The sequence below is a fragment of the Streptomyces sp. LBL genome, from assembly GCF_029893585.1.
In the GTDB taxonomy this organism is placed as follows: domain Bacteria; phylum Actinomycetota; class Actinomycetes; order Streptomycetales; family Streptomycetaceae; genus Streptomyces.
Genome location: NZ_JARXYX010000049.1, coordinates 17311 through 41139 on the forward strand (window position 1 = coordinate 17311; position 23829 = coordinate 41139).

Here is a 23829-nt window from a genome sequence, read left to right on the forward strand (position 1 = left end):
CCCCTTTGCACATCGGCGGTCCCCCACCGGTCGGATCCTGTCAGCCGACGGCTGACAGTACCCGTCGGGCTTGCCACCCCCCTCCCCGCATGGGGGAGGATGGCAGGATCCGTACGAAGGGAAAATCACGGTGACCATCGACCCGTCCTCGATTCCGAACTTCGGGGGCCAGCCCGAGCCGCAGCAAGGACCAGCGGGCCCCGTCGTCCCGGATCAGGATCTTGTGAAGCAGCTCCTCGACCAGATGGAGCTCAAGTACGTCGTCGACGACGAGGGTGACCTCGCGGCGCCGTGGGAACAGTTCCGTACGTATTTCATGTTCCGTGGTGAAGACGACCAGCAGGTCTTCTCGGTGCGGACGTTCTACGACCGTCCCCACAAGATCGACGAGAAGGTCCTGCTGCTGGAGTCCATCGACGACTGGAACCGGCGGACCTTGTGGCCCAAGGTGTACAGCCACACCCACGACGACGGCACGGTCCGCCTCATCGGCGAGGCGCAGATGCTGATCGGCACCGGGGTGAGCCTGGAGCACTTCGTCTCCTCCACAGTGAGCTGGGTGCGGGCCGCCATCGAGTTCGACAAGTGGCTCGTGGAGCAGCTCGGCCTGGAGCAGGAGGTCGACGACGCCGACAAGCCCGACGATGCCAACGAGGACGAGTAGACCCTCGCAGGGCTGCAGCGGCGCGTTCGCGATCATGACCTTGCCGGCCAGGTACGCGTCGTAGGTGAAAGCCCACGACCATGCTGCCCGGCAGGCAGCGCATCGTGCGCGACGAGAGCCCGGCCAGGGCACCGGCCATCACGGCCGCGTGCCGGGGCCGGGCTTTCGCCGTACGCGGCGGCACCGGCGCGTGGGGCAGCTCGGTCGCTGTGGCGGCCGTGGCGGCCGTGGCGGCGGTGACAGCCGTGACAGCCGTGGCGACGGTGACCGACCGTGTCGAGAGTGACGGCCGTGGCGGACCGTCAGGCACGGCTCGGTGCCGGCTCAGGCCCCTGCCCCGGCTCCGGCTCAGGCCCCGACTCAGGCCCCCGCCCCCGCCCCGGCCCCGACTCCGGCTCCGACTCAGGCCCCTGCCCCGGCCCCGACTCCGGCCCCGACCGCGGCTCGGCGAGAGGCGCTGCCGGGCGGCGCGGGAGCAGCAGCGGGGTCGCCAGCAGGAGCACACCCGCCAGACCGATGGCGGTACGAGGTCCGAACAGGCTGCCCAGCACGCCCCAGGCGGCGGTCAGGAGCGCGGTCGTGGCCTTGGTCGTCACCGCCCAGGCGGTCAGCGTGCGGGCGACCCGGTCGGTCGCGGTGCGTTCGAGGCGGTAGGTGGCGCAGACGGGGTTGAAGACCCCGCAGCAGAAGATGAGCCCGAGCTCGACGCCGATCACCAGCAGCAGCCCTCCGGTGCCCGGCCCCAGGAAGGCCAGGCCGACGGGCCAGACCGCGCGCAGCGCCCCGGCCACGACCAGGACCTGATGCTGCCCGAACCGGGTGACGAGCGGCCGGGCCAGCCGCGAACCGAGCAGCCCGCCGATCGAGGGCGCGGCGAAGGCGAGTCCGTACTGCCACGGTGCGAACCCGAGTCGGCCGAGCATCAGGACGGCCAGGAGCGGCTGGGCGGCCATCACCAGGCCGTTGAACAAAGCGGTGTTGAAGAACAGCGGCCGCAGCGACGCGTCGGCGAGGATGTACCGCCAACCGTCGAGCAGGTCCCCGGCCCGCACACGCGCGGACTCCCGGCGCTCGGGCGGCGGTTCGTGACCGCCCATCGCGCGGATGCCCAGGGCCGAGAGCAGGTAGCTGACCGCGTCGGCCACCACGGTCGCCACCGGACCGAGGAGCCCGATCGCGGCGCCGCCCAGCGGCGGCCCGATGATCGTGGTCGTCCAGGCCGTGGACTCGAACCGGGCGTTGGCGACGAGCAGGTCCTCGGCCGGCAGTAGCGTCTTCAGATACGCGCCGGAGGCGGCGCGGAAGGTGATGTCGGCCGCCGAGACGACGACCGAGACCAGCAGGAGCTGAAGGAAGGTGAGCACGCCGAGCGCGAACGCGGCGGGGATCGTCAGCAGCGCCGCGAACCGCACCAGGTCCATCCCGATCAGCACCGGCCGCTTGCGACGGAACTCCACCCACGGCCCGAGCGGTGCCGCCACGGCCGCGCCCACCGCAGTGCCCACGGAGGAGAGCGCGGCGACCTCGGCCGGTCCGGCGTGCAGCACCTCGATGGCGATCAGCGGGAACGCGCCGAAGGCGAGCCACGTGCCGAGCGCGCTGGTCCCATACGCTCCCCACAGCCACCCGAACGGCCGCCCCAGCCGATGTCCCATCGGCCGCCCCAGTCGATGTCCGAGCCGCCGCCTCAGCCGGTGCCCGCTCCTCATGCCCGCCGCCCCTCGCCAATAACCCGCACAACCGATCAGCGATCGGAAGCAATCCGAAGTATCAAAGCGAGCCCCGTACCCAGGGATCTAACAACCGCGGGGCCGTCAGCCACAACCAACAGTTGTGCCCCGTGCACCTATGGTGTCGGCATGGACCTCGACACCGTCCGGACCTTTGTCGCAGCCGCCGACGCGGGGCAGTTCCAGGAGGCCGCCGCCGAGCTGGCGGTCACCCAGCAGGCCGTCTCCAAGCGCATCGCCGCGCTGGAGCGCAACCTCGGCGTGCGGCTGTTCACCCGCACCGCGCGCGGCGCCGAGCTCACCATCGACGGACAGGCGTTCCTGCCCCACGCGCGCGAGCTGTTGCGCGTCGCCGAGCGCGCGGTGGCGTCCGTGCGCACCGGCCGCCGTCCGCTGCGCGTCGACGTGATCGCTTCGCGCAGCGCGCAGTCGGGCCTGATGCGCGGCTTCCACCACGCACATCCCGACATCGAGCTCGACGTGATGATGCTGTTCGACATCGAGACGGCCGTCGCCGCCATCCGGTCCGGTGCGATCGACGCGTCCTTCCGCGCCGTCGGCGCGCCCGGCCGGCCCCTGCCCGAGGACATCGAGTCCGTCCGGGTGCTCGACGAGCAGCTCCAGCTCCTCACCGGCCCCGCCCACGCACTGGCGGGCGCCCGGTCGGTGACCGTCGCCGACCTCGCCGGGCACCGGATCTGGATGCCCGGCATCGTCCCCGGTACCGAGTGGGCCGCCTACTACGACGACCTCGTCGCCGAGTTCGGCCTCACCATCGAGGCGACCGGCCCCAACTTCGGCTCCGACGCGCTCCTCGACACCATCGCCGACACCCCGGCCCTGGCCACCTTCATGGGCGAGCCGACCCGCCTCGTCTGGCCCGCCGGCCACGGCCTGCGCCGCATCCCGGTGACCGACCCGACGCCCGTCTACCCGCACTCACTTCTCTGGCACCGCGACAACCCCCACCCCGCACTGCCCACCCTCCGCGCCCACCTCACCGCCACAACGGCCGGCCACGACACCACCGGGACCTGGACGCCGGACTGGGCGATCCCGCGCTGAACGCCACCGCGTCTGCGATCATCGCGGCCGGATCGCCGGCCGACGAAACCGAGCTTCTGCCGGATGCCCCGTCGGTACCGCCGTGTTGAGTGTCGCCCCGGAACTGCCGGATGAGTGGTGGAACGCGTTGAACGCCTCGTTGGACGCGCTGGCGTACTGGTGAAGGGGTGGTGTTCCGACCCTGCGCTATTCGGGGTGGCCGAGTGGGCTCGTTATGAGGGGCCCAGCAGGGCGGTGGTGAGCCCGCACAATGCCGTGATCAGGTCCTGGCCCAGGAGGCGCCAGGAATCAGCCGCCGCGGCGGGGGCGATACGGCCGTGCGCCAGGTCGTACTCCAGCTCGGCGAAGGCGTGCACCGAGAGTTGGCGCACCATGGTGCCGTGCCGCGCGAGGAGCTCGGGGCTGGTGGAGTCCCGGCGGATGGCACCGATCTCGTCCAGGAGGCGGAGCGAAGGGCTGTTCTGATGCTCCTGCAGAGCGTAGTCGCGGAGTGCGGGCTCGACCAGGGCCTGGGCGGAGAAGCGGGCACTCCATGTGGGTGTGCCCGCTTCGATGTGGTGCTGGATGTGCGGCAGGATGACACAGCGGTAGTGCTGTTCAAGGCTTACGGTGTCCTGCTCGCGGACTGCCTCCACCATGGCGATCCGGTGTGTCTCGACGAGACCGGTGTGGCTCGACAGAATCGCCTTGATGAGCCCGTCGCGGGTTGTGAAGTGGTACTGAACCGCTGAGTTGTTGCGCTGGTCGGCTGCCTCGCTGATCTGCCTGACCGAGACGCCTGCGAAGCCACGCTCGGCGTAGAGCCGTTCGGCGGTGCGCATCAGTTTGTCGCGCGCGAGCGCCGAGCGGGGAGAAGGCGGGGCAGCCGGGCCGGAAAGTGTCATTCCGTCAGGTGAATGGCCCCGGTCGGGCAGACTGCGGCTGCCTCACGGACGGCTTCGACATGCTCCGGCGGCGGAGCACTGTCCAGCACGACCACAACACCGTCCTCCTCTCGTTGGTCGAAGACCCCCTCGGCCCTGGCCACGCACATTCCACTGCCGCAGCAGGCTTCCTGGTCAGCCGTGACCTTCATCGTATCGTTGCCCTCCCGGTCGCCCACCGTGCTGCACCGCCGGTCACCAGATGACCCACATGTCCTCGAAGCCGCCCGCCGCGACCCCGTCGCGGACGCGGAGGTCGTCAGGGGTGTCCCGCAAGCGAAGACCGGGGAGGCGTTCGGCGAAAGTGGCCAGGCACACCTGTAGTTCCACCCGGGCGAGCGTCTGACCGACGCAGAAGTGCGGTCCGGCGCCGAAGGCGAGGTGCTGGGCATTGTTCTCGCGGCGCGGATCGAACCGGTCGGGGTCGGGGAACTTGTGCTCGTCCCGGTTGGCGGCGTGCAGGTTGACGAACAGCGTGCTTCCGGCGCGCACCGGCACCCCGCCGACCGCCGTGTCCTCGGTGATGAACCGGGGTATGCCCACTCCGCCGAGCGTGTCCATCCGCAGGACCTCTTCCACCGTGCTCGGGATCAGCCCCGGATCGGCACGCACGGCTTCGTAGCGCTCCCGCTGCGCCATCAGCAGGGCCGTCATCTTCAGGATCATGTTCGAGGTGGTCTCATGCCCCGCCAGCAGCAGGCCGACCACGGTGTTGATGAGTTCGTCGTGGCTGAGCCGGCCGTCCCTGGTGTCGGAGATCTGGGTCAGCTCACTGAGCAGGTCGTCTCCCGGGTGGGTCCGCTTGCGCTCGACGAGATCCGAGGCGTAGGCGTGGAACTCCCGGTGCGCGTCGTCCACTTCCGACTGCGTGTAGCGCGTCAGCGTCAGCAGGACCTCCGACCAGCGGGCGAACCTGTCCTGGTCCTCGCTCGGCGCGCCCAGTAGCGCGCAGATCACCCGTACCGGAAGGGGAAGTGCCACGGCCGCACGGAGATCAGCGGGTGAGCCTTCGGCCACCATCGCATCGACCAGGTCGTCGGCCATCTGCTGAACGCGCGGGCGCCACGCCTCCATCTTCTTGATCGTGAACGCGGGGCTGATCAGTCGGCGCCACCGTCGGTGCCCCGGACCCTCCTGGTTGTCCACGTCGCCCTCCGCGGGCCGGTTGAATAGCCCGCCGTCCTCGGTGGTCGACATGCGTGCGGCGCCCTGCCGGGCGAGATTGCGGCTGAACCGCGGGTCGGTCAGCAGCCCACGGACCTCTTCGTAGCCGGTCAGCAGGCCGACGACGTCCCCGCTGGGCATCCGTACCTGTGCCACGGGGCACTTCGCCCGCGTCTCGGCCCACTCCTGCGGGGGCTCCAGTGTGTTCGGCTGGTCGAAGGGGTAGTCAGGGATTGCTTCAGTCATGGGGGGACTCCTCCGGTGTCGGGGATGACCTGTGATCACCGTAAGACACTCGCCTTAAAACGAGGGCCGCCTGAGGAAGGATGGCCGACAATCGCCCTGGGCGGTCGGCCCTCGATGCAGCAGGAGCGTCTCGTCTACGGCCCGCTCGGTCGTCAGGTGGACGATGCGGATGAGGGGCAAGCCGTAGAGCCGGATCAAGGCGCCGACGATCCGAAGTTCCAGAGGCAGTGAGCACGAGCCATGGGACTGAAGCATGATCCGCCAACTCCGACGCTCGCCCCCGGCACTTCAAGTTCTCCATCAGGAGGGCGGCGACTGCGTGGAGGTGGCCGACGGGTTCCCCGGCGCCGTCCCCGTCCGTGACAGCAAGGCCCCCTCACGGTCCCGCCCTGTGCTTCGAAGCCGGCTCCTGGGCCGCGTTCATAGGCGAGTTGAGGACTGGTCAGCACCGCGTCTGAGTCGACCACGTCCCGGTCAGTGCCCGTCTTCCGGGCCCGCCGGTCCCTTGTCCGCGAGGGTCCGGCGGGCCACGGACCTCCTCAAAGAACCGGGGGAAAGAACTACCCACCCACCCACCCGCCCCGGCCAGGAAGCCCGCGTCACCCGTCCGAGTGACCGGCTTGCAGGGGCGGGATACGGACGGTTACGTTCACCGCGACAACCACAAACAAATACGGCCCCCGGCCGGGACTGGCATCCCGAACGAGGGCCTGACCAACCAGGAAGAGCTGACCTTCCCGATGGCTGACTCGCAGTCTAACGCGCCCCTGCGCGCCGACGCCGGAGCTCCGACCTCCGGCGTGATCCACGTACGCACCCGCCTCACGGCCGAGTTCACCGTGATCTCCAACGCCCTCGCCCAGCGACGCGGCAGCGCGGTCACCACCGGCGTCGCGGTCTACATCCTCTCCCTGCCCGACGGCACCCCCGTCACCATCGCCGCCCTGTGCAAACACTTCGACGAGGGCGAAATCCTCATTTCACGCGCCCTCACAGAACTCGAAGAAGCCGGATACCTCGAACGCCGCCGCGAACGCCGCCCCACCGGACAGATCCGCACCCGAACATTCTTCTACGACATCCCCGACGGCAACCCAGACCCAGCCCCAGACCCGGAAAGGGACCCAGACCCAGACCCGGAGCAGGACGGCCCGCCCGAACCGCCCAAACCGCCCCGCCCCCGGAAGCCACCCACAGCCGAACAAGCCACACCCACACCCACGCCCACACCCACACCCACACCCACACCGACGGCCACAAATGAAGCGACGCCGGTGTCCCTCCCCGCCCAGGAACAACCGCAGAAACCCGCGTCACTCTCCGACGCCGACCCCCAGGCAGTCGCCGTACTCACCACGCTCCGCCGCGTCGATCCACGCCTCGTCCTCTCCGAGCAGGAAGCCGTACGCCTGGCGCCGTCCGTCACCCAATGGCTCACCGCCGGAGTCGCACCCTCCCAGATCACCGCACTGCTCACCGCGCGACTCCCCGACCACTTCCTGACCCGCCCCGCAGGCATCCTCGCCTTCCGCCTCCGCGAAACACCCCTCCCCGCCCCACCCCCACTCCCCGACCCCCAGCACACAAAACAACCAACCGTGCAGCCCTTCCAAACCTGCGACGGCTGCGAACGAGCCTTCCGCGCCCCCGCCCCCGGCCACTGCCGCGACTGCCGACGATCCGAGGAGCAACTGCCTGCTGCCGCCTGAGGCGAAGGGTCTTCAACTGTTGCGGATGAGGCGTCTGGCCGACCGCGCCTACGGGTGCGTGTCCGTGATCGCGATGACCTCGTCGAGGTGGTCCAGGGCGGCCTGCAGGTCGTCGATCTTGGCCTGGATGCGCTCGCGCTCGGCTCGCAGCATGGCTCGTTGGTCGGCGTCGGTGTGCCCGGAGTCCCAGCACGGAAGGAGTTCGGTGATCCTCCGGCTGGTCAGGCCGGCGGCGAACATCTGCTGGAAGAAGCGGACCAGGGAGATGGCTTCCTGCCGGTACAGGCGCTGGCCGGACGGGCTGCGCTCCGCGATGAGCAGCCCTTGCTGCTCGTAGTAGCGCACGGCGCGCACTGAGACGCCGGCACCCCGTGCCACCTCGCCGATACGGATCAACCGCTCGGCTGCGGCCATGGTGACTGTCATGGTGATTCCTCTCACCCCTAGGCTTGGCGACCAGCACTTGCCTCTGACGCTAGCGTCAGGTTTTAGCGTACCGGCCATGGACATCAACAACTCCGTCGCCCTTGTCACCGGAGCCAACCGCGGCCTGGGCCGCGCCTTCGCCCAGCGCCTGCTCGAACGGGGCGCCCGCAAGGTCTACGCGACGGCCCGCCGACCGGAGACCGTGGACCTGCCCGGAGTCGAGGTGCTGCCCCTCGACATCACCGATCCCGCATCCGTGAGGGCCGCCGCCGAGGCCGCCCCGGACGTCTCGCTACTCGTCAACAACGCGGGAATCAGTACAGGGACCGACCTGGTGACCGGTTCGCTGGACGCGGTGCGGCACGAGCTGGAGACCAACATGTTCGGCCACCTGGGAATGATCCGGGAGTTCGCGCCGGCGCTCGCCAGGAACGGCGGGGGCGCGATCGTCAACGTCCTCTCCGCCATGTCGTGGTTCGGGGGCAAGGGCGCCAATGCCTACCACCTGACCAAGGCCGCCGCCTGGGCCATGACCAACGGCGTCCGCCTGGAGCTCGCCGACCAGGGCACGCTCGTCACAGCGGTACACCTCGGCCTGGCCGACACCGACATGACCGCGGGCTGGCCCGTGGACAAGATCGCTCCGTCGGACCTGGCCGACGCGGCGCTCGACGGTGTCGAGGCGGGCTCCGCCGAGGTCCTCGCCGACCAGTGGAGTCGGGACGTCAAGTCCCGTCTGCCGCTGACTCCGGAAGAGTTCAACGCCGCAATGGACCGCGCCCTGGCGGCGCTGATGGCGGCCTGAGGGGCCCCTCGGGCCGCACGGACTTCGGTCGGCTGCTTCTCCATCGGCCTCTCGAACTCCTCTACTTGAGGTTGAACTCGTGGCGTCGTGTCGCTGATCAGGCGGGTCCGATGGTCAGGCGGGTCCGATGGTCAGGCCGGTCTCGGCGAGGCAGTACTCCAGCCGTAGTTCGTGATCTTCATTCCTGAGTGGTTTGTCGTCGGTAGTGGCTGGCTTGGGATCGGGCCTGGTGGCGGCGTCGCCAGTTCGACCAACCGAGCCGGTGGGCCGGTGCTGCGGTTACGGGGTTCGACCCGGGCGAAGCGCCCCGCGATCCGGCCCATCAGGCCCTCGAACGCGTCCCGCCAACGGGTGGATTCTATGCTGTGACCTGCGGCCACCGTCTCTTCGTCAGTCCACACAACTCACGATGATCAACGGTGGCCGCACCCGTCTCCACAACGCGTCAGGGTCGCGCAGTTCCGCCTGCCGTCCTGAGTCAGGAGGACATGTGCAACGTGGCGAAGTCTGGTGGGTGGAGTTCGACGAGCGGCGGCTGGTCGTACTGCTGGCGGCAGACGACACGTCCAGGATCCGGGCGATGCAGGTCGTCACTCCTGCGGGCGTCGACATCAGCGGTCTGGGCGTCGAAGTGCAAGTAGGTGCCATGGAAGGACTGCCCTTTGAAGGCGTGCTGCGGTTCGCGTTCCCGTGCCCGGGCTTTACCCCCTGCACGTGGCTGACCACCGTGTCCCAGGACGACCTGATCGAGCGGGCGGGCGTCCTGTCCTCCGCGAAGCTCAGCGAGATTGAGGACGCCCTCCGTCTCGGCGAACAGGCGAAGGAACGGACCCCGGCGACAACCGCGAAGCTCAGCGAGATAAGGGACGCTCTCCGTCTCGGTGAACTCGGGTAGGCGGAGAGATGCCACTCACCATCGAGATCACGATCTACGGCTGGAGTATTAGGTGAGCGAAAAGCCCCAGCGAAGGGCCTCATTCTCGATTTCGATTTGCTCCTGATCCAATTCGGCCTTCCGGGCAGGATCCAGGTTTTGCACATTGAGCATTGCCTGCACGGAGGCGTAGCGGATTTTCGCCTTCTTGCGCCGACTCACGAGTTCCAGATTCACCAGAATCCACTCAAAGAACGCCGAGAGCAGGACTGCAATCAGTGGAGCCAAGTACAGAAATACTTTGCCCGCTACCTTGTCTTGGTAGCTTTCGCCAACAAAAGCAGCTAGACCGACGCCGGCGCCAGCCCCGGCGAGCGACGCCTTGAGGGCGTCAGCGTTGAACGGCGTTGGAACGGCAGGTCCAGTCTGAGTAATACCGTTCCGTTGCGGGGGAATTGTCACGCGTCACGTCCCGCGGACCTACTGTCGTACTCATTGAGGAATCGGTCAAACCGGGCCGCTTCGCCTGCGTCGGCCAGATCGAGGTCCACCAAATGAGCATCGCGACCCTTCACCTCGAAAGTGACTTTGTGGCCAGTGATATCGACCTGCACAGAGTTCAACCGGCGTAATTGCGCCAGTTGTCTAAATGCGCGCCAACCGACCGGAATGAACGTAGTAATTACGGCGGCCAACATGGCGGCAATATTGGCTCCCATCGACCGACCTCCCCCCTGATTCGGCGCGGTTCCCGCGTTCGCGCGAGTGTCAACTAGGAAGTATACCTGCCCAGTTGAGCGGTCGCAGTCACTTCCGATTGGTCATTTAATACTCCAGCAGTGGATCGTGATCTTGCTGGCGGGCGCGGGCGCGGGCGCGGGCGCGGGCGCGGGCGGCGCGGCCACCGATGATCATCGGTGGCCGTGAAGACGAACGAGGAGTCGGTGGCCGCAGGTCACAGCATAGAAATCGCTGCTCACCGAGACACCTGGACGACGGCCACAGCCTTGGCCGAGCCAATGCCGTGCCGCTGCGGTCGTTTCGTATCCGCGCGTGCCAGCCACCATTCCCCCGTGCCTGACCGAACCTCATTCACCCCGAGCCTCATTCGACCCGAACCTCATTCGAATGGAGGGGCGCCCGCGTTCAGGACGCCAGGCCGCGCAGGCGGTTGGTGGCCTCGGTGAGGACGTCGTCCCTCTTGCAGAAGGTGAAGCGGACCTGGCTGTGGCCGGCCTCGGGGTCGTCGTAGAAGACGGAGTTGGGGATGGCGACGACGCCGCAGCGTTCGGGGAGGGCGCGGCAGAAGGCGTAGGCGTCCTTCTCGCCGAAGGGGGTGATGTCGGTGGTGATGAAGTACGTGCCCTGGGGCTGGTAGACCTCGAAGCCGGCTGCGCGGAGGCCGTCGCCCAGCAGGTCGCGCTTGCGGTGGAGGTCGGCGCGGACGGTGTCGAAGTACGCGTCCGGCAGGCGCAGAGCTTCGGCGATCGCGTACTGGAAGGGGCCCGCGCTGACGTAGGTCAGGTACTGCTTGGCCGTCCGGACGGCCAGGACGAGCGGGCCGGCCGCCGTCACCCAGCCGACCTTCCAACCGGTGAACGAGAACGTCTTGCCGGCCGACCCGATCGAGACCGTCCGCTCGCGCATCCCCGGGAAGGTCGCCAGCGGCACGTGCTCGGCCTCGTCGAAGACCAGGTGCTCGTACACCTCGTCCGTGACCACCAACAGCTCGCGCTCGACGGCCAGTTCGGCGATCGCGGTCAGCTCCTCGCGGGTGAGGACCGTGCCGGTGGGGTTGTGCGGGGTGTTGATCAGCAGCAGGCGGGTGCGGTCGGTGACGGCGGCGCGCAGTTCGTCGAGGTCGAGGCGGAAGCGGCCCTCGTGCGGGCGGAGCGTGACCGGGACGCGGGTGCCGCCCGCCATGGCGATGCAGGCCGCGTACGAGTCGTAGTACGGCTCCAGGGCGACGACCTCGTCGCCGGGCTCGACCAGGGCGAGCAGCGCGGCGGCGATCGCCTCCGTGGCGCCCGCGGTGACCAGTACCTCGGTGTCCGGGTCGTACGACAGGCCGTACCGCCGCTCCTGGTGCGCGGCGATCGCCGTCCGCAGTTCCGGGACGCCCGGGCCCGGCGGGTACTGGTTGCCGCGGCCGTCCCGCAGCGCCCGTACGGCGGCCTCCCGGACCTCCTCGGGGCCGTCGGTGTCGGGGAAGCCCTGGCCCAGGTTGATCGACCCGGTCCGCAGGGCCAGGGCGGACATCTCGGCGAAGACCGTCGTCCCGAACTCGGCGAGCCGGCGGTTGAGGAGGGGGCGTGCGCTGGAGGTCATACCGGGCATCCTGCGCCCAAGCCCTGGACTTCCTCAACTCCTCCGAGGAGTCCTCTGGGGATTCCTCTGAGCAAGGGAGCACCGACTCCCGGAGTTTCCCCCGGGAGTCGGTGCTCCCTCCGGAACACGTTTCCGTGTGCTGGTCGGGATCAGGCGGGCGGCCCGTCGAAGGCGGCCCAGTCACTCCACGCGTCGTCGGGGTTCATGCTCACCTTCCAACTGGACACCGATCCGCTGTCGGTGCCGACCACGATCTGCGGCCGACCGTCCGTGAGGGTTGCCGCGCCTACGCTGCGTGCCGAACCCGGCAGACCGTTGAACTTCGTCCAGTCGGCCCACGCTGTGTTGGGGTCGGTGGCCACCTTCCAGGTGGTCCACAGTTCACCGGTGTCGGTCACAGCGAAAACCTGCGGCCGACCGTCCGTGAGCGGGGCCGCCGCCAGTGACGCCACTGTGCCGTGGTGGAAGTCGAACGGCTGCCAACCGATCCAGCCGGCATCAGGGTTGGTGTCCACCTTCCAGTTGCTGAAGAGGCCCCGGCTGCTTCCTGCGAAGAGTTGCGGGCGGCCGTCCGTGAGCCGCGCTGAGGTCATGGCGCGAACAGACATGATTTCTCCGTCCTTTCCGACGCCATGCCGGGCGAATGCGCCCGGCACGATCTTTCCCCCGTCACCCAGCCTTGGCCGGGCCGCAGGAGCACGCCATCTGAAGGCTTGTCGATTACTCCGAACGGGTGAGGGCTGTGAGGGCCCTGACGGCTGCGCTGGGCCCCGTGCAGCGCCGCGTGGACGGTGCGGCGCCGCAAGGCCGAGCCGCGATACGTGGCCCCGGGTCCGCCTCGGTGCGCAGGTCAGGGGACACCCCTGTTTTCAGCATGATTTAGCGCGGAGCCCCGGGCGTTCACGCCCGGGAGGAAGCGCTTCTTGACGCTGCTCTGACCGGCGCGGGTGCACGGGTCTGCGCTGTTGGCCTGAGCCGGCTCAGGCGGGTAGTTTCTGGTTTTCGATGTACTCCTTGATGACGGGGAGCGGGGCGCCGCCGCACGAGGCGGCGAAGTAGGAGGGCGACCAGAAGTGCTCGCCCGACAGGTATTTGCGGATGTGGCTGGGGAACTCCGGGCGCAGGCGCCGGGCGGAGACGCCCTTGAGGGAGCCTACGAGTCGGGAGATGGCGACCTTGGGCGGGTAGTGCACAAGCAGGTGGACGTGATCGCGTTCGCCGTTGAACTCCCTTAGTTCCGCGCCGAAGTCGGTGCACACGTCGCGCATGACCTCTTCGCAGCGCCGAAGGGTGTGAACGACGCTACGGCCCCTGCGGATATCGGGGTTTGGCTCCCAGCGTGGTGACGTGGAGTAATGTTACGATCACTCCCGTGAAGATTGTGACGCAGGTCAAACTCATGCCGGATGCCGTGCAGGCATCCGTGCTCGAGCGCACCCTGCGCACGGTCAATGACGCCGCGAACCGGGTGTCGAAGGTGGCGTTCGAACGCGGCGTGCCGCGTGAGTACGAGCTGCGCAAGCACACCTACGCCGAACTCAAAGCCCGTGGGCTGGGAGCTCAGGCCGCGCAACACGTCATCAAGAAGGTGCGCGACTCGTACACCACGCTCAAGGCCAACATCCGGGCCGGGAATCTCGGCAAGGAAGGCTCCAGGCGTCGCCGCAAGGCCGAGTCCAAGCCGGTCACGTTCCGGCCCCAGGCCGCGCAGCCGTATGACGACCGGTGTTTGAGCTGGCAGTACGACCAGCGGACCGTGTCCATCTGGACCGTGGACGGCCGGGTCAAGAACGTCTCATTCGCGTGCTCCCCGGACGCGCTCAAGATGCTCCAGGCGCACCGGCAGGGCGAATCCGACCTGATCGAGCGTGACGGCGTGTTCTACCTCGTCGCCACCTGCGAGGTGCCCGAGGCCGAGCAGTACGAGCCGGACGGCTTCATCGGTGTGGACCTCGGGATCGAGAACATCGCCACCGCCTCCAGCGGTTACCTCGCCGCCGGGCGGGGGCTCAACCGGTACCGCAAGCGACAGCTTGCCCTGCGGGCCAAGCTCCAGAAGAAGCGCACCAAGAGCGCCAAGCGGCGGCTCAAGGCCCGTGCCCGAAAGGAAGCGCGGCACGCCGCGAACACCAACCACATCATCTCCAAGACGATCGTGACCGAGGCTGAACGCACCGGGCGCGGCCTGTCCCTCGAAGAGCTCAAGGGCATCCGCAACCGGGTACGGCTCCGCAAGCCCCAACGGGTCGCACTCCACTGCTGGGCCTTTGCCCAGCTCGGAGACTTCATCGTCTACAAGGCCAAGCGGGCCGGGGTGCCCCTGGTCTTCGTTGATCCCGCGTACACGTCGCAGACGTGCGCCGAGTGCGGCCACGTCGACAAGCGAAACCGTGTCGACCAGGGGCTTTTCATCTGCCGGGGGTGCGGGGTCGTTGCCCACGCCGACCGGAACGCTTCCCACAACATCGCCACCCGTGGCGAGAGCGTGTGGAACGCGGGGCGTGAGTCACGCGTCCCTGCCACCCCATAGGGGTGTCTGGACGGAGGAGCCAACCCAGCAGCCAGCTGGGCACTACCTCCAAGCCCGGTCCTTCACGGCCGGGTCAAGTTGACACCCTCAGGACTTCCTCAACTCTGCTTTGGCTGCCGAGAGGGAGGGGCATCACCCTCGCACGCACCCAGTGAGGCGCCCACGGGGGGCCGCTTCGGGGGAATCGGAAGGAGGGTGACGCCATGGCCTTCGGCATCATCCTGGTAATTGCCTGCTTCGTACTGATCCTCGCCTTGCCCGGCCGCCGCCGCCGGCGCCGCGCGGCGCGCGGGGGCGCAGATGGCGGGCATGGCGCGCGGGGCGGGCGGAGCCGCTCCAGGGACAGCTGGTGGGCTGGGGGCGGGGCGTCCGCCGGCGCCGGCGGTTCGTCCGACGGGGGGTCGTCAGGCGGACACCACGGCGGTCACTCGTGCGGCGGCGGCTCGTCCTGTGGTGGCGGCTCGTCCTGTGGTGGCGGGGGCGGATGCGGGGGCGGCGGCAGCTGAGCCGAGCCGCCGCTCCCGGGAGGCAGCTGACACGGGGCAGCTGAGCTTCCGGGAGGGGCGGCCCGCTTCCGCCGGCTCGTCGTCACTCATGGCGCTCCGGATCAGTCATTTCATACGCCCGCCGGGTACCGCTCCCGGCGGGCGTAGCGCTGCTCCGGCGTACGCCGGGGCGCCATGGCGTACGCCCCGGCCGCCCTGGCGTACGCCAGGGTTGAACAGTTGAGCTGTGCAGCCCTCTGAGGGATGGAAACCGCACTAAGTTGGGTAAAAAGGCTGTGGAACTGTCACAGTTCATGATTTCCTCTCAATCACCCACACAGCCCCTCGGACGTCCCGCACAAACTTTTCTGACACTCCGACTGGGCCGACCGGGCCGACCGGGCCGTATTCCCTGGTGCCGACCCGGGTGCGCCGGACCCACACCTCTCCTCTCCTCTCCTTCTCCTCCCCTCTCCTACTCCTCCCCCTTTTCTTTGCGTGCTTGCGGAGCCGACCCATGCTCACGACCCTCAACACCTCCTACACCGACACGCGCGCGGCCGACCTCGCCTGGGCCCTGGGGCGCGAGCCGCTTCCCGCGCTGGCCGCGCTCGACCTCGAACTGACCGGAGCCAAGCTCCAGTTGCGACTCCTCGGCGCGTCCCACCAGGTGCTGCTGGAGGAGGAGCAGGGCAGTTGCTCGGAGACGGTGGCGTGCATCGCGGGCAGCAGCCCCCCTCTCCCGCTGGGCGTGGCCAGGCGCGTCGGCGACTGGGAGTACGAGTTCGCCGCCCACGTCGAGGCCCTCTCCCCGGGTCAGTTCGCGGGCCGCGCCCAGGAGTTGCTCGCCCTGGTCGCCGACCACCCCCACGGCCTCGCGGGCGTCTTCCCCGGCAGCCCGTACGCCTTCACCGCGATGCTGGCCCAGCGTCACGAGGGGCAGGTGCAGTGGCGGACCTGGCACGCCTACCCGCAGGACGGGCAGTTGGTGGCGACGCGGACGAAGGTGGGGTCCCGGGTGTCCGTCGGCGCCGGTCAGCGTGGGCTCAGCCGCTCCGGTGCGTGACCGCCCGAATGCCGGGGCGCCCGAACGCCGGGGCGCCCGACTGGCCCGGAGTTTCCACACGTGTGGGTGACGAAGCGTGCTGTGGCAGTAACGTAACGTCGCCATGTGATTGAACCGCACGCGCCCGCTCCGCCCGGCACCGCGCCGCCCTGGGCGGGCCCGGCGCGGCTGCCCGTCCGCCCCGGCACGGGCCGGTTCTTCGTGCTCGCCGGTGTCTTCGTGTGCGCGGCCTGCGGACTGGTGTACGAACTCGAACTGGTCGCCCTTGCCTCGTACTTGATCGGCGACTCGGTCACCCAGGCCTCCGTGGTCCTGTCCGTCATGGTCTTCGCGATGGGCATCGGCTCCCTCCTCGCGAAACGGCTGCGCTGGCGGGCCGCGGCGGCCTTCGGAGCGGTCGAGGCGGCGCTCGCTCTCGTCGGGGGCTGCAGCGCGCTCGCCCTGTACGCGGTGTTCGCCTGGACCGGCGCCTGGGGCGGCCTGTGGGAGAGCGGCCCCCGCTGTCTCCTGGTCGCCTTCTCGCTCGCGATCGGTCTGCTGATCGGCGCCGAGGTCCCGCTGCTGATGGAGCTGATCCAGCGCATCCGGCGTCAGGACGCGGGCGGCGCGGTCGCCGACCTGTTCGCGGCGGACTACGTGGGCGCGCTCGTCGGCGGCCTCGCCTTCCCCTTCCTGCTGCTGCCCCTCCTCGGCCAGTTGACCGGCGCGCTGCTCACCGGCACGGTCAACGCGGTCGCCGGCGCCGTACTCGTCCTCGGCCTGTTCCGCCGCGACCTGACCCGACAGGCGCGCTGGCTGCTGCTGCTGGTCAACCTGGCCGTCCTGGCCGCCCTCGCCACGGCCGCCGTCCTCGTCGACGACTTCGAACGGGCCGCGCGGCAGGCGGTGTACGGCAAGGACGTACGGGTGGCGGTGCAGACGGACGTCCAGGAGGTCGTCCTCACCGGCGGCACCGACGGCCGCCCGCTCGCCCTCTTCCTCGACGGCCGGCTCCGGGTCAGCGGACGCGACGAGCACCGCTACCACGAGGCCCTGGTCCACCCCGCGATGAACGGCCCCCACGCGCGTGTGCTCGTCCTCGGCGGCGGCGACGGACTGGCCGCCCGCGAGGTGCTGCGGTATCCGGGCGTACGCCGCGTCGACGTCGTCGAACTCGACGAAACGGTCATCCGGCTGGCCCGCCAGGACCCGGCACTGTCACAGACCAACGGCCATGTGTACGGCGACGCGCGCGTGCACGTGACGATCGCGGACGCCTTCGGCTGGCTGCGCGGGGCGCCGTCGGCGGCGTACGACGTGGTGATCGCGGACCTGCCCGACCCGGGCATCACGGCGAGCACCAAGCTGTACGCGCAGGAGTTCTACGGTCTCGCCCGCCGGGTGCTGGCCGACGACGGGCGGCTGGTGGTGCACGCCGGGCCGGTCTCCTCCCGCCCGCGCGCGTTCTGGACGGTGGAGACGACGATCCGCGCGGCCGGCCTGCATACCGCCCCGTACCGCGTCGGCGGCCGCGACTCCGGCTTCTCCGCGGGTCCCGACCGCACGGCCGGAGGCCCGGAACGCGCCCCGCACGACTGGGGCTTCGTCCTCGCGTCCCCCGCCACCCGCCCGCCGCTGTGCCTCGACCCGCGGGGTCCCCGCCCGCTCACCCTGACCCAGGCGAACCTCACCGCCGACGCCCGGGCGGCGGCCGTCACGCGGATCGGGGGGCTGCCGGTGTCGACGCTGGTGCATCCGCGGTACTGACGTCGGAGGGCGTCGGAGGGCGTCGGACGGTGTCGGAGGGCCACGCGCGGTCACTTTCGGTCAAGGGAGGTGCAGGACGGCACCCACTGGGTAAAGTCCGCTGACATGGAGCATGAGGTGTTCGTTCCGGTTCCGGCCGAGCGGCTCAGGGACGCGCTGGCCGACCCTGCCCGGGTCGCCCGGGCGGTTCCGGGGCTCCAGCAGGACGCCGGCGCCGAGCCCGTCGCGGGACAGCCCGTCGCGGGGCGCCTGAAAGTGCGCGTCGGCAGCCACTCCGTCACCTACCGGGGTGCCGTTCGGATCACCGGGCAGGACGACGGTTCGTACGCCGTCGAGGGTGACGCGACCGAGACCCGCGGCACCGGCGCGGTCGAACTGGCGCTCATTCTCTCCGTGCGGCAGGCGGACGGCGGCGCCACGGTGAGGTTCGAGGGCACGGCCTCCGCGGACGGCCGCGTCACGGAACTGCCGCCCGACGCGGTGGCCTCGGCCGCGAACCGACTGCTGAGCCGATTCGCCGAGAACCTGGGGAAGCTGGCGACCCCGGGGATCCTGGGGTACCTGGAGGGCGAGGCGGAGGGGGAGACCACGCGGGGGACGCCCGAGGCCCGGGAGGCACCCAAGGAGCAGACCGCCGGGGAGCAGGCTCCCAAGGAGCCGAAGGCCCCCGAGCAGCCCGCCTCCGAGGAACCGAAGGCCCCCGAGCAGCCCGCCTCCAAGGAGCCGAAGGCCCCCGAGCAGCCGCCGCCCGGCGAACCGCCCACCGTCTTCGAGGCCGAGGCCGAGTCCGAGGCCGAGTCCGAGGTCCCGCCGTCGGTCCCGTCGCCCCTCTCCGAGGGTTTCCCCGAGGCCGGGGAACCGCCCGCCGAGGCGGCGCACGCGCGGCGGACGATGATCGGGCGCAGCGCGGAGGAGGTCGACCACGCCCCGCCGCGCGGCCGCTACGCCCCTGTTCCCGCGCCGCAGACGATCGCGCCCAACCCGGTCCTGCGGTGGGCGGCACCGGCGGCCGCGGTCGCGCTGGCGTCCGCGATCGTGGTGACGAGGGCGCTGCGCAGACGCGGGTGAAGGCGACGGCCCGCGCCGCCCCACCCGGGCCACGGGGCTGCTGACACCGCGCCCTCTTGATCACCCCAGTAGGGTCGTCCCGTGAGCGACAAAGAGATCACGCTGACCGCGGGTGACGCGGAGGTGACCGTGCAGCCGGGCAACGGCGGCCGGATCGGAGGACTTCGCGTGAGCGGGGTCGAGCTGCTCCGCCAAGGGGAACGCTTCGGCTGCTTCCCGATGGTTCCCTGGTGCGGACGGACCAGGGACGGCCGGTTCCGGGACGGGGCGGCCGTCCACCAGATGCCACTCAACTCCCCGCCGCACGCCATCCACGGCACCGCCCGCGACGGCGCCTGGCGCACGGCCCGCGTCACCGGGAACGAGGCGGTCATCACGTACGACCTCGTCGAACCGTGGCCCTACCCGGGTCGGATCACGCAGGTCGTGGGCCTCACCGGGGACACCCTGACGCTGACCATGTCCGTGGAGACGTACGACTCCTCCTTCCCGGCGCAGATCGGCTGGCACCCCTGGTTCAACCGGAACCTGGGACAGGAGGACGTCCAGCTCGACTTCGAGCCCGCCTGGCAGGAGGAGCGCGGCGACGACCACCTGCCGACCGGCAACCGCCTCGACCCGAAACCGGGACCCTGGGACGACTGTTTCGGCATGCCTGGCGGGGTCGATGTCACCCTCACCTGGCCGGGCCAGTTGGAGCTGACGGTGGCGAGCCGGGAGAAGTGGGTCGTCGTGTACGACGAGCAGGAGGCGGCCGTGTGCGTGGAGCCGCAGACCGGGCCGCCCAACGGACTGAACACCCTTCCGCGGCTGGTCACCCCGCTGGAGCCGCTGGAGGCCACGACCACCTGGACCTGGCGGAGCCTCGACGCCGGCTGAGCGGCGCTGCGGCGCTGCGGCGCTGCGGCGCTGTCTAAGCTGACAGGCATGACAGACGTTCGCGGCGCGCTGCTGCACCAGATCAAGGACAAGGCCGTCGTGCACGGCAAGGTGACCCTGTCGTCGGGTCTCGAGGCCGACTACTACATCGATCTTCGGCGCATCACCCTCGACGGCGAGGCCGCCCCGCTGGTGGGCCAGGTGCTCCTGGACCTGACCGCCGACCTCGACTTCGACGCGGTCGGCGGGCTGACCATGGGTGCCGACCCGGTGGCCGCGTCGATGCTGCACGCGGCGGCCGCCCGCGGGAGGAAGCTGGACGCCTTCGTCGTACGGAAGGCCGCCAAGGCGCACGGGCTGCAGCGGCAGGTCGAGGGGCCGGAGATCGCGGGCCGCCGGGTCCTGGTCGTCGAGGACACCTCCACCACCGGCGGTTCCCCGCTCGCGGCCGTCGAGGCCGTGCGTGTGGCCGGTGCCGAGGTCGTCGCCGTCGCGACCATCGTGGACCGGGCGACCGGCGCCGCCGAGAAGATCGAGCAGGGCGCGGGGGTGCCGTACCTCTTCGCGTACTCCAAGGACGAACTGGGCCTGGACTGACGCGACGAGCGACGCGGCGCATTACATGACGAGTGACGCGACGAGTGTCACGACGACCGACGCGACGACACGCATGACGAGTGTCACCACGACCGACGCGACGACTGACGCGACGACCGACACGGCCAGTGTCGCGACGGCTGACATAACGACTTGACCTGGGGCATCGCCCAGCCGGTCATGTCTGGGAAGATGGGGACGACGATGACGTCGCATCCCAAGGTCTAGGTCAGGGCCGTCAGCACGCAGTACGCCAACCCGCACATACCAAGGAGCGGACAGATGCCCATCGCAACCCCCGAGGTCTACAACGAGATGCTCGACCGGGCGAAGGCAGGCAGGTTCGCCTACCCGGCCATCAACGTGACCTCGACCCAGACCCTGCACGCTGCGCTGCGCGGCTTCGCGGAGGCCGAGAGCGACGGCATCATCCAGATCTCCACGGGTGGTGCGGAGTTCCTGGGCGGTCAGTACAGCAAGGACATGGTGACGGGCTCGGTCGCGCTCGCCGAGTTCGCGCACATCGTCGCCGAGAAGTACCCGGTCACGGTCGCGCTGCACACGGACCACTGCCCGAAGGACAAGCTGGACACGTACGTCCGTCCGCTGATCGCGATCTCCGAGAAGCGTGTCCAGTCCGGTCTCGGCCCGCTGTTCCAGTCCCACATGTGGGACGGCTCCGCGGAGACCCTGGCCGACAACCTGGACATCGCGCAGGAGCTGCTCAAGAAGGCCCGCGCCGCCAAGATCATCCTTGAGGTGGAGATCACCCCGACCGGCGGCGAGGAGGACGGCGTCTCGCACGAGATCAACGACTCCCTGTACACGACCGTCGACGACGCGGTGCGTACGGCCGAGGCGCTGGGCCTGGGCGACAAGGGCCGCTACCTGCTGGCCGCCTCCTTCGGCAACGTCCACGGCGTGTACAAGCCGGGCAACGTCGTGCTCCGTCCCGAGCTGCTGAAGCAGCTGAACGACGGCGTGGCCGCGAAGTACGGCAAGCCGGCCGGCTCCCAGCCGTTCGACTTCGTCTTCCACGGCGGCTCCGGCTCCTCGGAGGAGGAGATCGCCACCGCGCTGGAGAACGGCGTGGTCAAGATGAACATCGACACCGACACCCAGTACGCCTTCACGCGGCCGGTCGCCGACCACATGTTCCGCAACTACGACGGCGTCCTGAAGGTCGACGGCGAGGTCGGCTCCAAGAAGACCTACGACCCGCGCACCTGGGGCAAGCTGGCCGAGGCGGGCATGGCCGCGCGCGTCGTCGAGGCGACGAAGCACCTGCGCTCGGCGGGCACGAAGATCAAGTAGCCCCTTTCTTTTACGGCGGCTTGCGGTGATCCCGGTGCCACGGCACCGGGCTCGCTGTATACCTGGGGCATGCCCGATGTCCGGCTGGCCTCCCCGCAGGGCAAGTGGATCATGTTGACCACCGTCCTCGGCTCCAGCATGGTTCTGCTGGACTCGACCGTCGTCAACGTCGCCCTGCCTCGCATCGGCCGTGACCTCGACGCGGACCTCGCCGTCCTGCAGTGGACGGTCAACGCGTACACGCTGACGCTGGCCGGGCTGATCCTGCTCGGCGGCTCTCTCGGGGACCGCCTGGGCCGCCGTAAGGTCTTCGTCGTCGGGGTCGTCTGGTTCGCCGCGGCCTCGCTGCTGTGCGGCATCGCCCCCAGCTCCGGTGTCCTCGTCGCCGCCCGTGCCCTGCAAGGGGTCGGGGGCGCTCTCCTGACCCCGGGCTCCCTCGCGCTCATCCAGGCCTCCTTCCACCCCGACGACCGGGGGCGGGCGGTCGGCCTGTGGTCGGGGTTCGGCGGCATCGGCGCGGCGGTCGGCCCGTTCGTAGGCGGCTGGCTGGTGGACGGGCCCGGCTGGCGCTGGGTGTTCCTCCTCAACGTCCCGCTGGCGCTGCTGTGCGCGCCGATCGCCGTACGGCACGTCCCCGAGTCCGCGGACAGCCGTGCTCACGGCCGATTCGACGTGCTCGGCGCGTTCCTCGGCGCGCTGGCGCTCGCACTGGTCACGTACGCGCTGATCGAAGCCCGGTCGGGGACCGTCCTGGTCGTCTCGGCGGCGGTCGCGGGTCTCGCCGCCGCCGTGGCCTTCGTGTACGTCGAGAAACGCCGGCCCGATCCGATGATGCCGCTCGACATCTTCGACTCCCGCCAGTTCACCGCGGTCAATCTGGTCACCCTGTGCGTGTACGCGGCCTTCGCCGGTTTCTTCTTCTTCGCCGCGCTCCAGCTCCAGGTGGCCGTCGGCTACTCGGCGCTCGCCGCCGGTACGGCACTGCTGCCGACGACCGCGCTGATGCTGCTGCTGTCCGCGCGCTCCGGCGAGCTGGGCGCGCGGATCGGGCCGCGTATCCCGCTCACGGCGGGGCCGCTGCTGAGTGCCGCCGGGATGCTGCTGATGCTGCGGGTCGGTCCGGGCTCCTCGTACGTCGCCGATGTGCTGCCCGCGCTGCTGGTGCTGGGCCTCGGCATGGTCACCCTGGTCGCGCCGCTGACGGCGACCGTGCTGGGCTCCGTCGACACCGCGCGGGCCGGGCTGGCCAGCGGGATCAACAACGCGGCGGCCCGCGCGGCGGGGCTGATCTCGGTGGCCGCGCTGCCGCTCGTCATCGGGATGGGCGAGCAGTCGTACCGGTCGGCCACGGCCTTCGACCAGGCGTTCGGACGGGCGATGGTGGTGTGTGCGGGGGTGCTGGTGGTGGGAGCGGGGGTCGCCTTCGCGACCGTACGGCGGCTTCCACCGGACTGCCGGAGTCCGGAGTGCCGGACACACGGGTCCATCCTGGCGCCGCCCCTGGAGGGGGAGCGGGCGCGGAGGCGGCTGGCGTAGGGGCACGGGGCGGGGGGCTGGGCGGGCGGGTGCGGGGCCGCCCGGGGCTCACCTGGCCCGGCGGGGCGGCCAGGGGCCCACCTCTGACCTGGCGGGGATCTGGTCGGGCGGGGCGGCCCGAGGTCGACCTGGCCCGGCGGGGCCGCCCGGGGCCCATCTGGTCGGGCGGGGCCGCCCGGGGTCGCACCCGGCGCGGTGGGGCGGCCCGGGGCCCACCTTGGGCCCGGGCGGGGGCCGCCCGGGACTACCTACCGCTTCAGCTCGGTGTACGCCTCGGTGCTGCTGTCCTTGAGGAACTGCCAGCAACGCTCCGTCTCGTCCTTCTCGTCGATCACACCCGCGGCCCGAGCGAGGGCGGCGAGGCAGCGCAGGAACCCGCGGTTGGCCTGGTGCTCCCAGGGGATGGGGCCGTGCCCCTTCCATCCGGCCCGGCGCAGCGCGTCCAGACCGCGGTGATAGCCGGTCCGTGCGTACGCGTACGACTCGATCACTCGCCCCGCCTCGAACGCGTCGTCCGCGAGCGTCGCCCAGGCGAGCGAGAACGTGGGGTACTTCGCCGCGACCTCGGCCGGAGGCTGGGACTCCTCACCCAGGAGGCGGTACGCCTCTTCGTTCTCGGGCAGGTACGTCGGCTCCGGGCCGCCGAGCAGGTTCTTGTGCGTCGTCATGGAAGC

The 23829-nt window shown here is 70.1% G+C and carries 25 protein-coding genes and 1 pseudogene; 14 read left to right on the top strand and 12 right to left on the bottom strand.

Annotation, left to right across the window (positions count from 1 at the left end):
* The first annotated feature begins 130 nt into the window (after positions 1–130).
* The gene (locus M2271_RS38925; RefSeq protein WP_280892188.1) at positions 131–664 is read left to right on the top strand and encodes a YbjN domain-containing protein; all 534 of its coding nucleotides are present in this window, start codon (positions 131–133) and stop codon (positions 662–664) included.
* A 302-nt stretch (positions 665–966) separates the two neighbouring features.
* On the opposite strand, the gene M2271_RS38930 is transcribed toward M2271_RS38925, so the two are convergent.
* Positions 967–2319 (bottom strand): MFS transporter, encoded by a 1353-nt coding sequence (locus tag M2271_RS38930; protein ID WP_280892189.1) that lies wholly within the window; start codon positions 2317–2319, stop codon positions 967–969.
* Positions 2320–2523: 204 nt separating this feature from the next.
* On the opposite strand from M2271_RS38930, the gene M2271_RS38935 reads away from it, so the two are divergent.
* Entirely contained in the window at positions 2524–3459 is a 936-nt protein-coding gene (locus M2271_RS38935; RefSeq protein WP_280892190.1) for a LysR family transcriptional regulator, read from the top strand.
* A gap of 212 nt (positions 3460–3671) precedes the next feature.
* Here the strand turns inward: M2271_RS38935 and M2271_RS38940 are convergent, their stop codons facing one another.
* From M2271_RS38940 to M2271_RS38950, 3 genes are read right to left on the bottom strand one after another with little or no spacing between them, the layout of a single operon-like run.
* Positions 3672–4343, bottom strand: coding sequence for a TetR family transcriptional regulator (locus M2271_RS38940; RefSeq protein WP_280892191.1), 672 nt, complete (start codon positions 4341–4343; stop codon positions 3672–3674).
* Complete coding sequence (locus M2271_RS38945) at positions 4340–4534, bottom strand: ferredoxin (RefSeq protein ID WP_280892235.1); 195 nt, start codon at positions 4532–4534, stop codon at positions 4340–4342. Before M2271_RS38945 ends, M2271_RS38940 begins: the two co-directional genes overlap by 4 nt.
* 43 nt (positions 4535–4577) lie before the next feature.
* Positions 4578–5792 (bottom strand): cytochrome P450, encoded by a 1215-nt coding sequence (locus M2271_RS38950; protein WP_280892192.1) that lies wholly within the window; start codon positions 5790–5792, stop codon positions 4578–4580.
* A gap of 253 nt (positions 5793–6045) precedes the next feature.
* Between M2271_RS38950 and M2271_RS38955 the strand changes: the two are divergent.
* A pseudogene (locus M2271_RS38955) lies at positions 6046–6250 on the top strand (DUF397 domain-containing protein).
* A gap of 282 nt (positions 6251–6532) precedes the next feature.
* A complete protein-coding gene (locus M2271_RS38960) occupies positions 6533–7501 on the top strand; it encodes a hypothetical protein (protein ID WP_280892193.1) in 969 nt (322 codons plus the stop codon).
* Positions 7502–7549: 48 nt separating this feature from the next.
* On the opposite strand, the gene M2271_RS38965 is transcribed toward M2271_RS38960, so the two are convergent.
* Complete coding sequence (locus M2271_RS38965) at positions 7550–7927, bottom strand: MerR family transcriptional regulator (RefSeq protein WP_280892194.1); 378 nt, start codon at positions 7925–7927, stop codon at positions 7550–7552.
* Between the two features lie 76 nt (positions 7928–8003).
* Between M2271_RS38965 and M2271_RS38970 the strand changes: the two genes are divergently transcribed.
* Both M2271_RS38970 and M2271_RS38975 read left to right on the top strand, forming a co-directional pair.
* Positions 8004–8732 carry an SDR family oxidoreductase gene (locus M2271_RS38970; RefSeq protein ID WP_280892195.1) on the top strand — a complete coding sequence of 243 codons (729 nt, stop codon included), beginning with the start codon at positions 8004–8006 and terminating at the stop codon, positions 8730–8732.
* A gap of 490 nt (positions 8733–9222) precedes the next feature.
* A complete protein-coding gene (locus M2271_RS38975) occupies positions 9223–9627 on the top strand; it encodes a type II toxin-antitoxin system PemK/MazF family toxin (protein WP_280892196.1) in 405 nt (134 codons plus the stop codon).
* Between the two features lie 48 nt (positions 9628–9675).
* Here the strand turns inward: M2271_RS38975 and M2271_RS38980 are convergent, their stop codons facing one another.
* From M2271_RS38980 to tnpA, 5 genes are all read right to left on the bottom strand, one after another.
* The gene (locus M2271_RS38980; RefSeq protein ID WP_280892197.1) at positions 9676–10068 is read right to left on the bottom strand and encodes a hypothetical protein; all 393 of its coding nucleotides are present in this window, start codon (positions 10066–10068) and stop codon (positions 9676–9678) included.
* Positions 10065–10325: a hypothetical protein gene (locus M2271_RS38985; RefSeq protein ID WP_280892198.1), complete on the bottom strand. Its 261-nt coding sequence runs from the start codon at positions 10323–10325 to the stop codon at positions 10065–10067. Before M2271_RS38985 ends, M2271_RS38980 begins: the two co-directional genes overlap by 4 nt.
* A 427-nt stretch (positions 10326–10752) precedes the next feature.
* Positions 10753–11943 (bottom strand): pyridoxal phosphate-dependent aminotransferase, encoded by a 1191-nt coding sequence (locus M2271_RS38990; RefSeq protein ID WP_280892199.1) that lies wholly within the window; start codon positions 11941–11943, stop codon positions 10753–10755.
* Positions 11944–12083: 140 nt separating this feature from the next.
* Entirely contained in the window at positions 12084–12542 is a 459-nt protein-coding gene (locus tag M2271_RS38995; RefSeq protein ID WP_280892200.1) for a hypothetical protein, read from the bottom strand.
* Between the two features lie 372 nt (positions 12543–12914).
* Positions 12915–13253: an IS200/IS605 family transposase gene (tnpA, locus tag M2271_RS39000; RefSeq protein WP_280892236.1), complete on the bottom strand. Its 339-nt coding sequence runs from the start codon at positions 13251–13253 to the stop codon at positions 12915–12917.
* Between the two features lie 80 nt (positions 13254–13333).
* Here tnpA and M2271_RS39005 point away from each other — a divergent pair, with 80 nt between their 5' ends.
* From M2271_RS39005 to pyrE, 6 genes are all read left to right on the top strand, one after another.
* Entirely contained in the window at positions 13334–14464 is a 1131-nt protein-coding gene (locus M2271_RS39005) for a transposase (RefSeq protein WP_280892237.1), read from the top strand.
* Positions 14465–15466: 1002 nt separating this feature from the next.
* A complete protein-coding gene (locus tag M2271_RS39010) occupies positions 15467–16015 on the top strand; it encodes a DUF2617 family protein (protein WP_280892201.1) in 549 nt (182 codons plus the stop codon).
* A gap of 105 nt (positions 16016–16120) precedes the next feature.
* The gene (locus tag M2271_RS39015) at positions 16121–17761 is read left to right on the top strand and encodes a polyamine aminopropyltransferase (RefSeq protein WP_280892202.1); all 1641 of its coding nucleotides are present in this window, start codon (positions 16121–16123) and stop codon (positions 17759–17761) included.
* Positions 17762–17866: 105 nt separating this feature from the next.
* Positions 17867–18829: an SRPBCC domain-containing protein gene (locus M2271_RS39020; RefSeq protein ID WP_280892203.1), complete on the top strand. Its 963-nt coding sequence runs from the start codon at positions 17867–17869 to the stop codon at positions 18827–18829.
* An 81-nt stretch (positions 18830–18910) separates the two neighbouring features.
* Entirely contained in the window at positions 18911–19708 is a 798-nt protein-coding gene (locus M2271_RS39025; protein WP_280892204.1) for an aldose 1-epimerase, read from the top strand.
* A gap of 48 nt (positions 19709–19756) precedes the next feature.
* Complete coding sequence (gene pyrE, locus M2271_RS39030; RefSeq protein ID WP_280892205.1) at positions 19757–20305, top strand: orotate phosphoribosyltransferase; 549 nt, start codon at positions 19757–19759, stop codon at positions 20303–20305.
* Between the two features lie 21 nt (positions 20306–20326).
* Here pyrE and M2271_RS39035 read toward each other — a convergent pair whose 3' ends face one another.
* Complete coding sequence (locus tag M2271_RS39035; protein WP_280892206.1) at positions 20327–20452, bottom strand: hypothetical protein; 126 nt, start codon at positions 20450–20452, stop codon at positions 20327–20329.
* Positions 20453–20587: 135 nt separating this feature from the next.
* Between M2271_RS39035 and fbaA the strand changes: the two genes are divergently transcribed.
* Both fbaA and M2271_RS39045 read left to right on the top strand, forming a co-directional pair.
* Entirely contained in the window at positions 20588–21619 is a 1032-nt protein-coding gene (fbaA, locus tag M2271_RS39040; RefSeq protein ID WP_280892207.1) for a class II fructose-bisphosphate aldolase, read from the top strand.
* 69 nt (positions 21620–21688) lie between these two features.
* Positions 21689–23155, top strand: a complete 1467-nt coding sequence (locus M2271_RS39045; protein ID WP_280892208.1) for an MFS transporter — start codon at positions 21689–21691, stop codon at positions 23153–23155.
* Between the two features lie 248 nt (positions 23156–23403).
* On the opposite strand, the gene M2271_RS39050 is transcribed toward M2271_RS39045, so the two are convergent.
* On the bottom strand, positions 23404–23823 hold the full coding sequence (locus tag M2271_RS39050; protein WP_280892209.1) for a DUF3151 domain-containing protein: 420 nt from the start codon (positions 23821–23823) through the stop codon (positions 23404–23406).
* Positions 23824–23829: the final 6 nt, after the last annotated feature.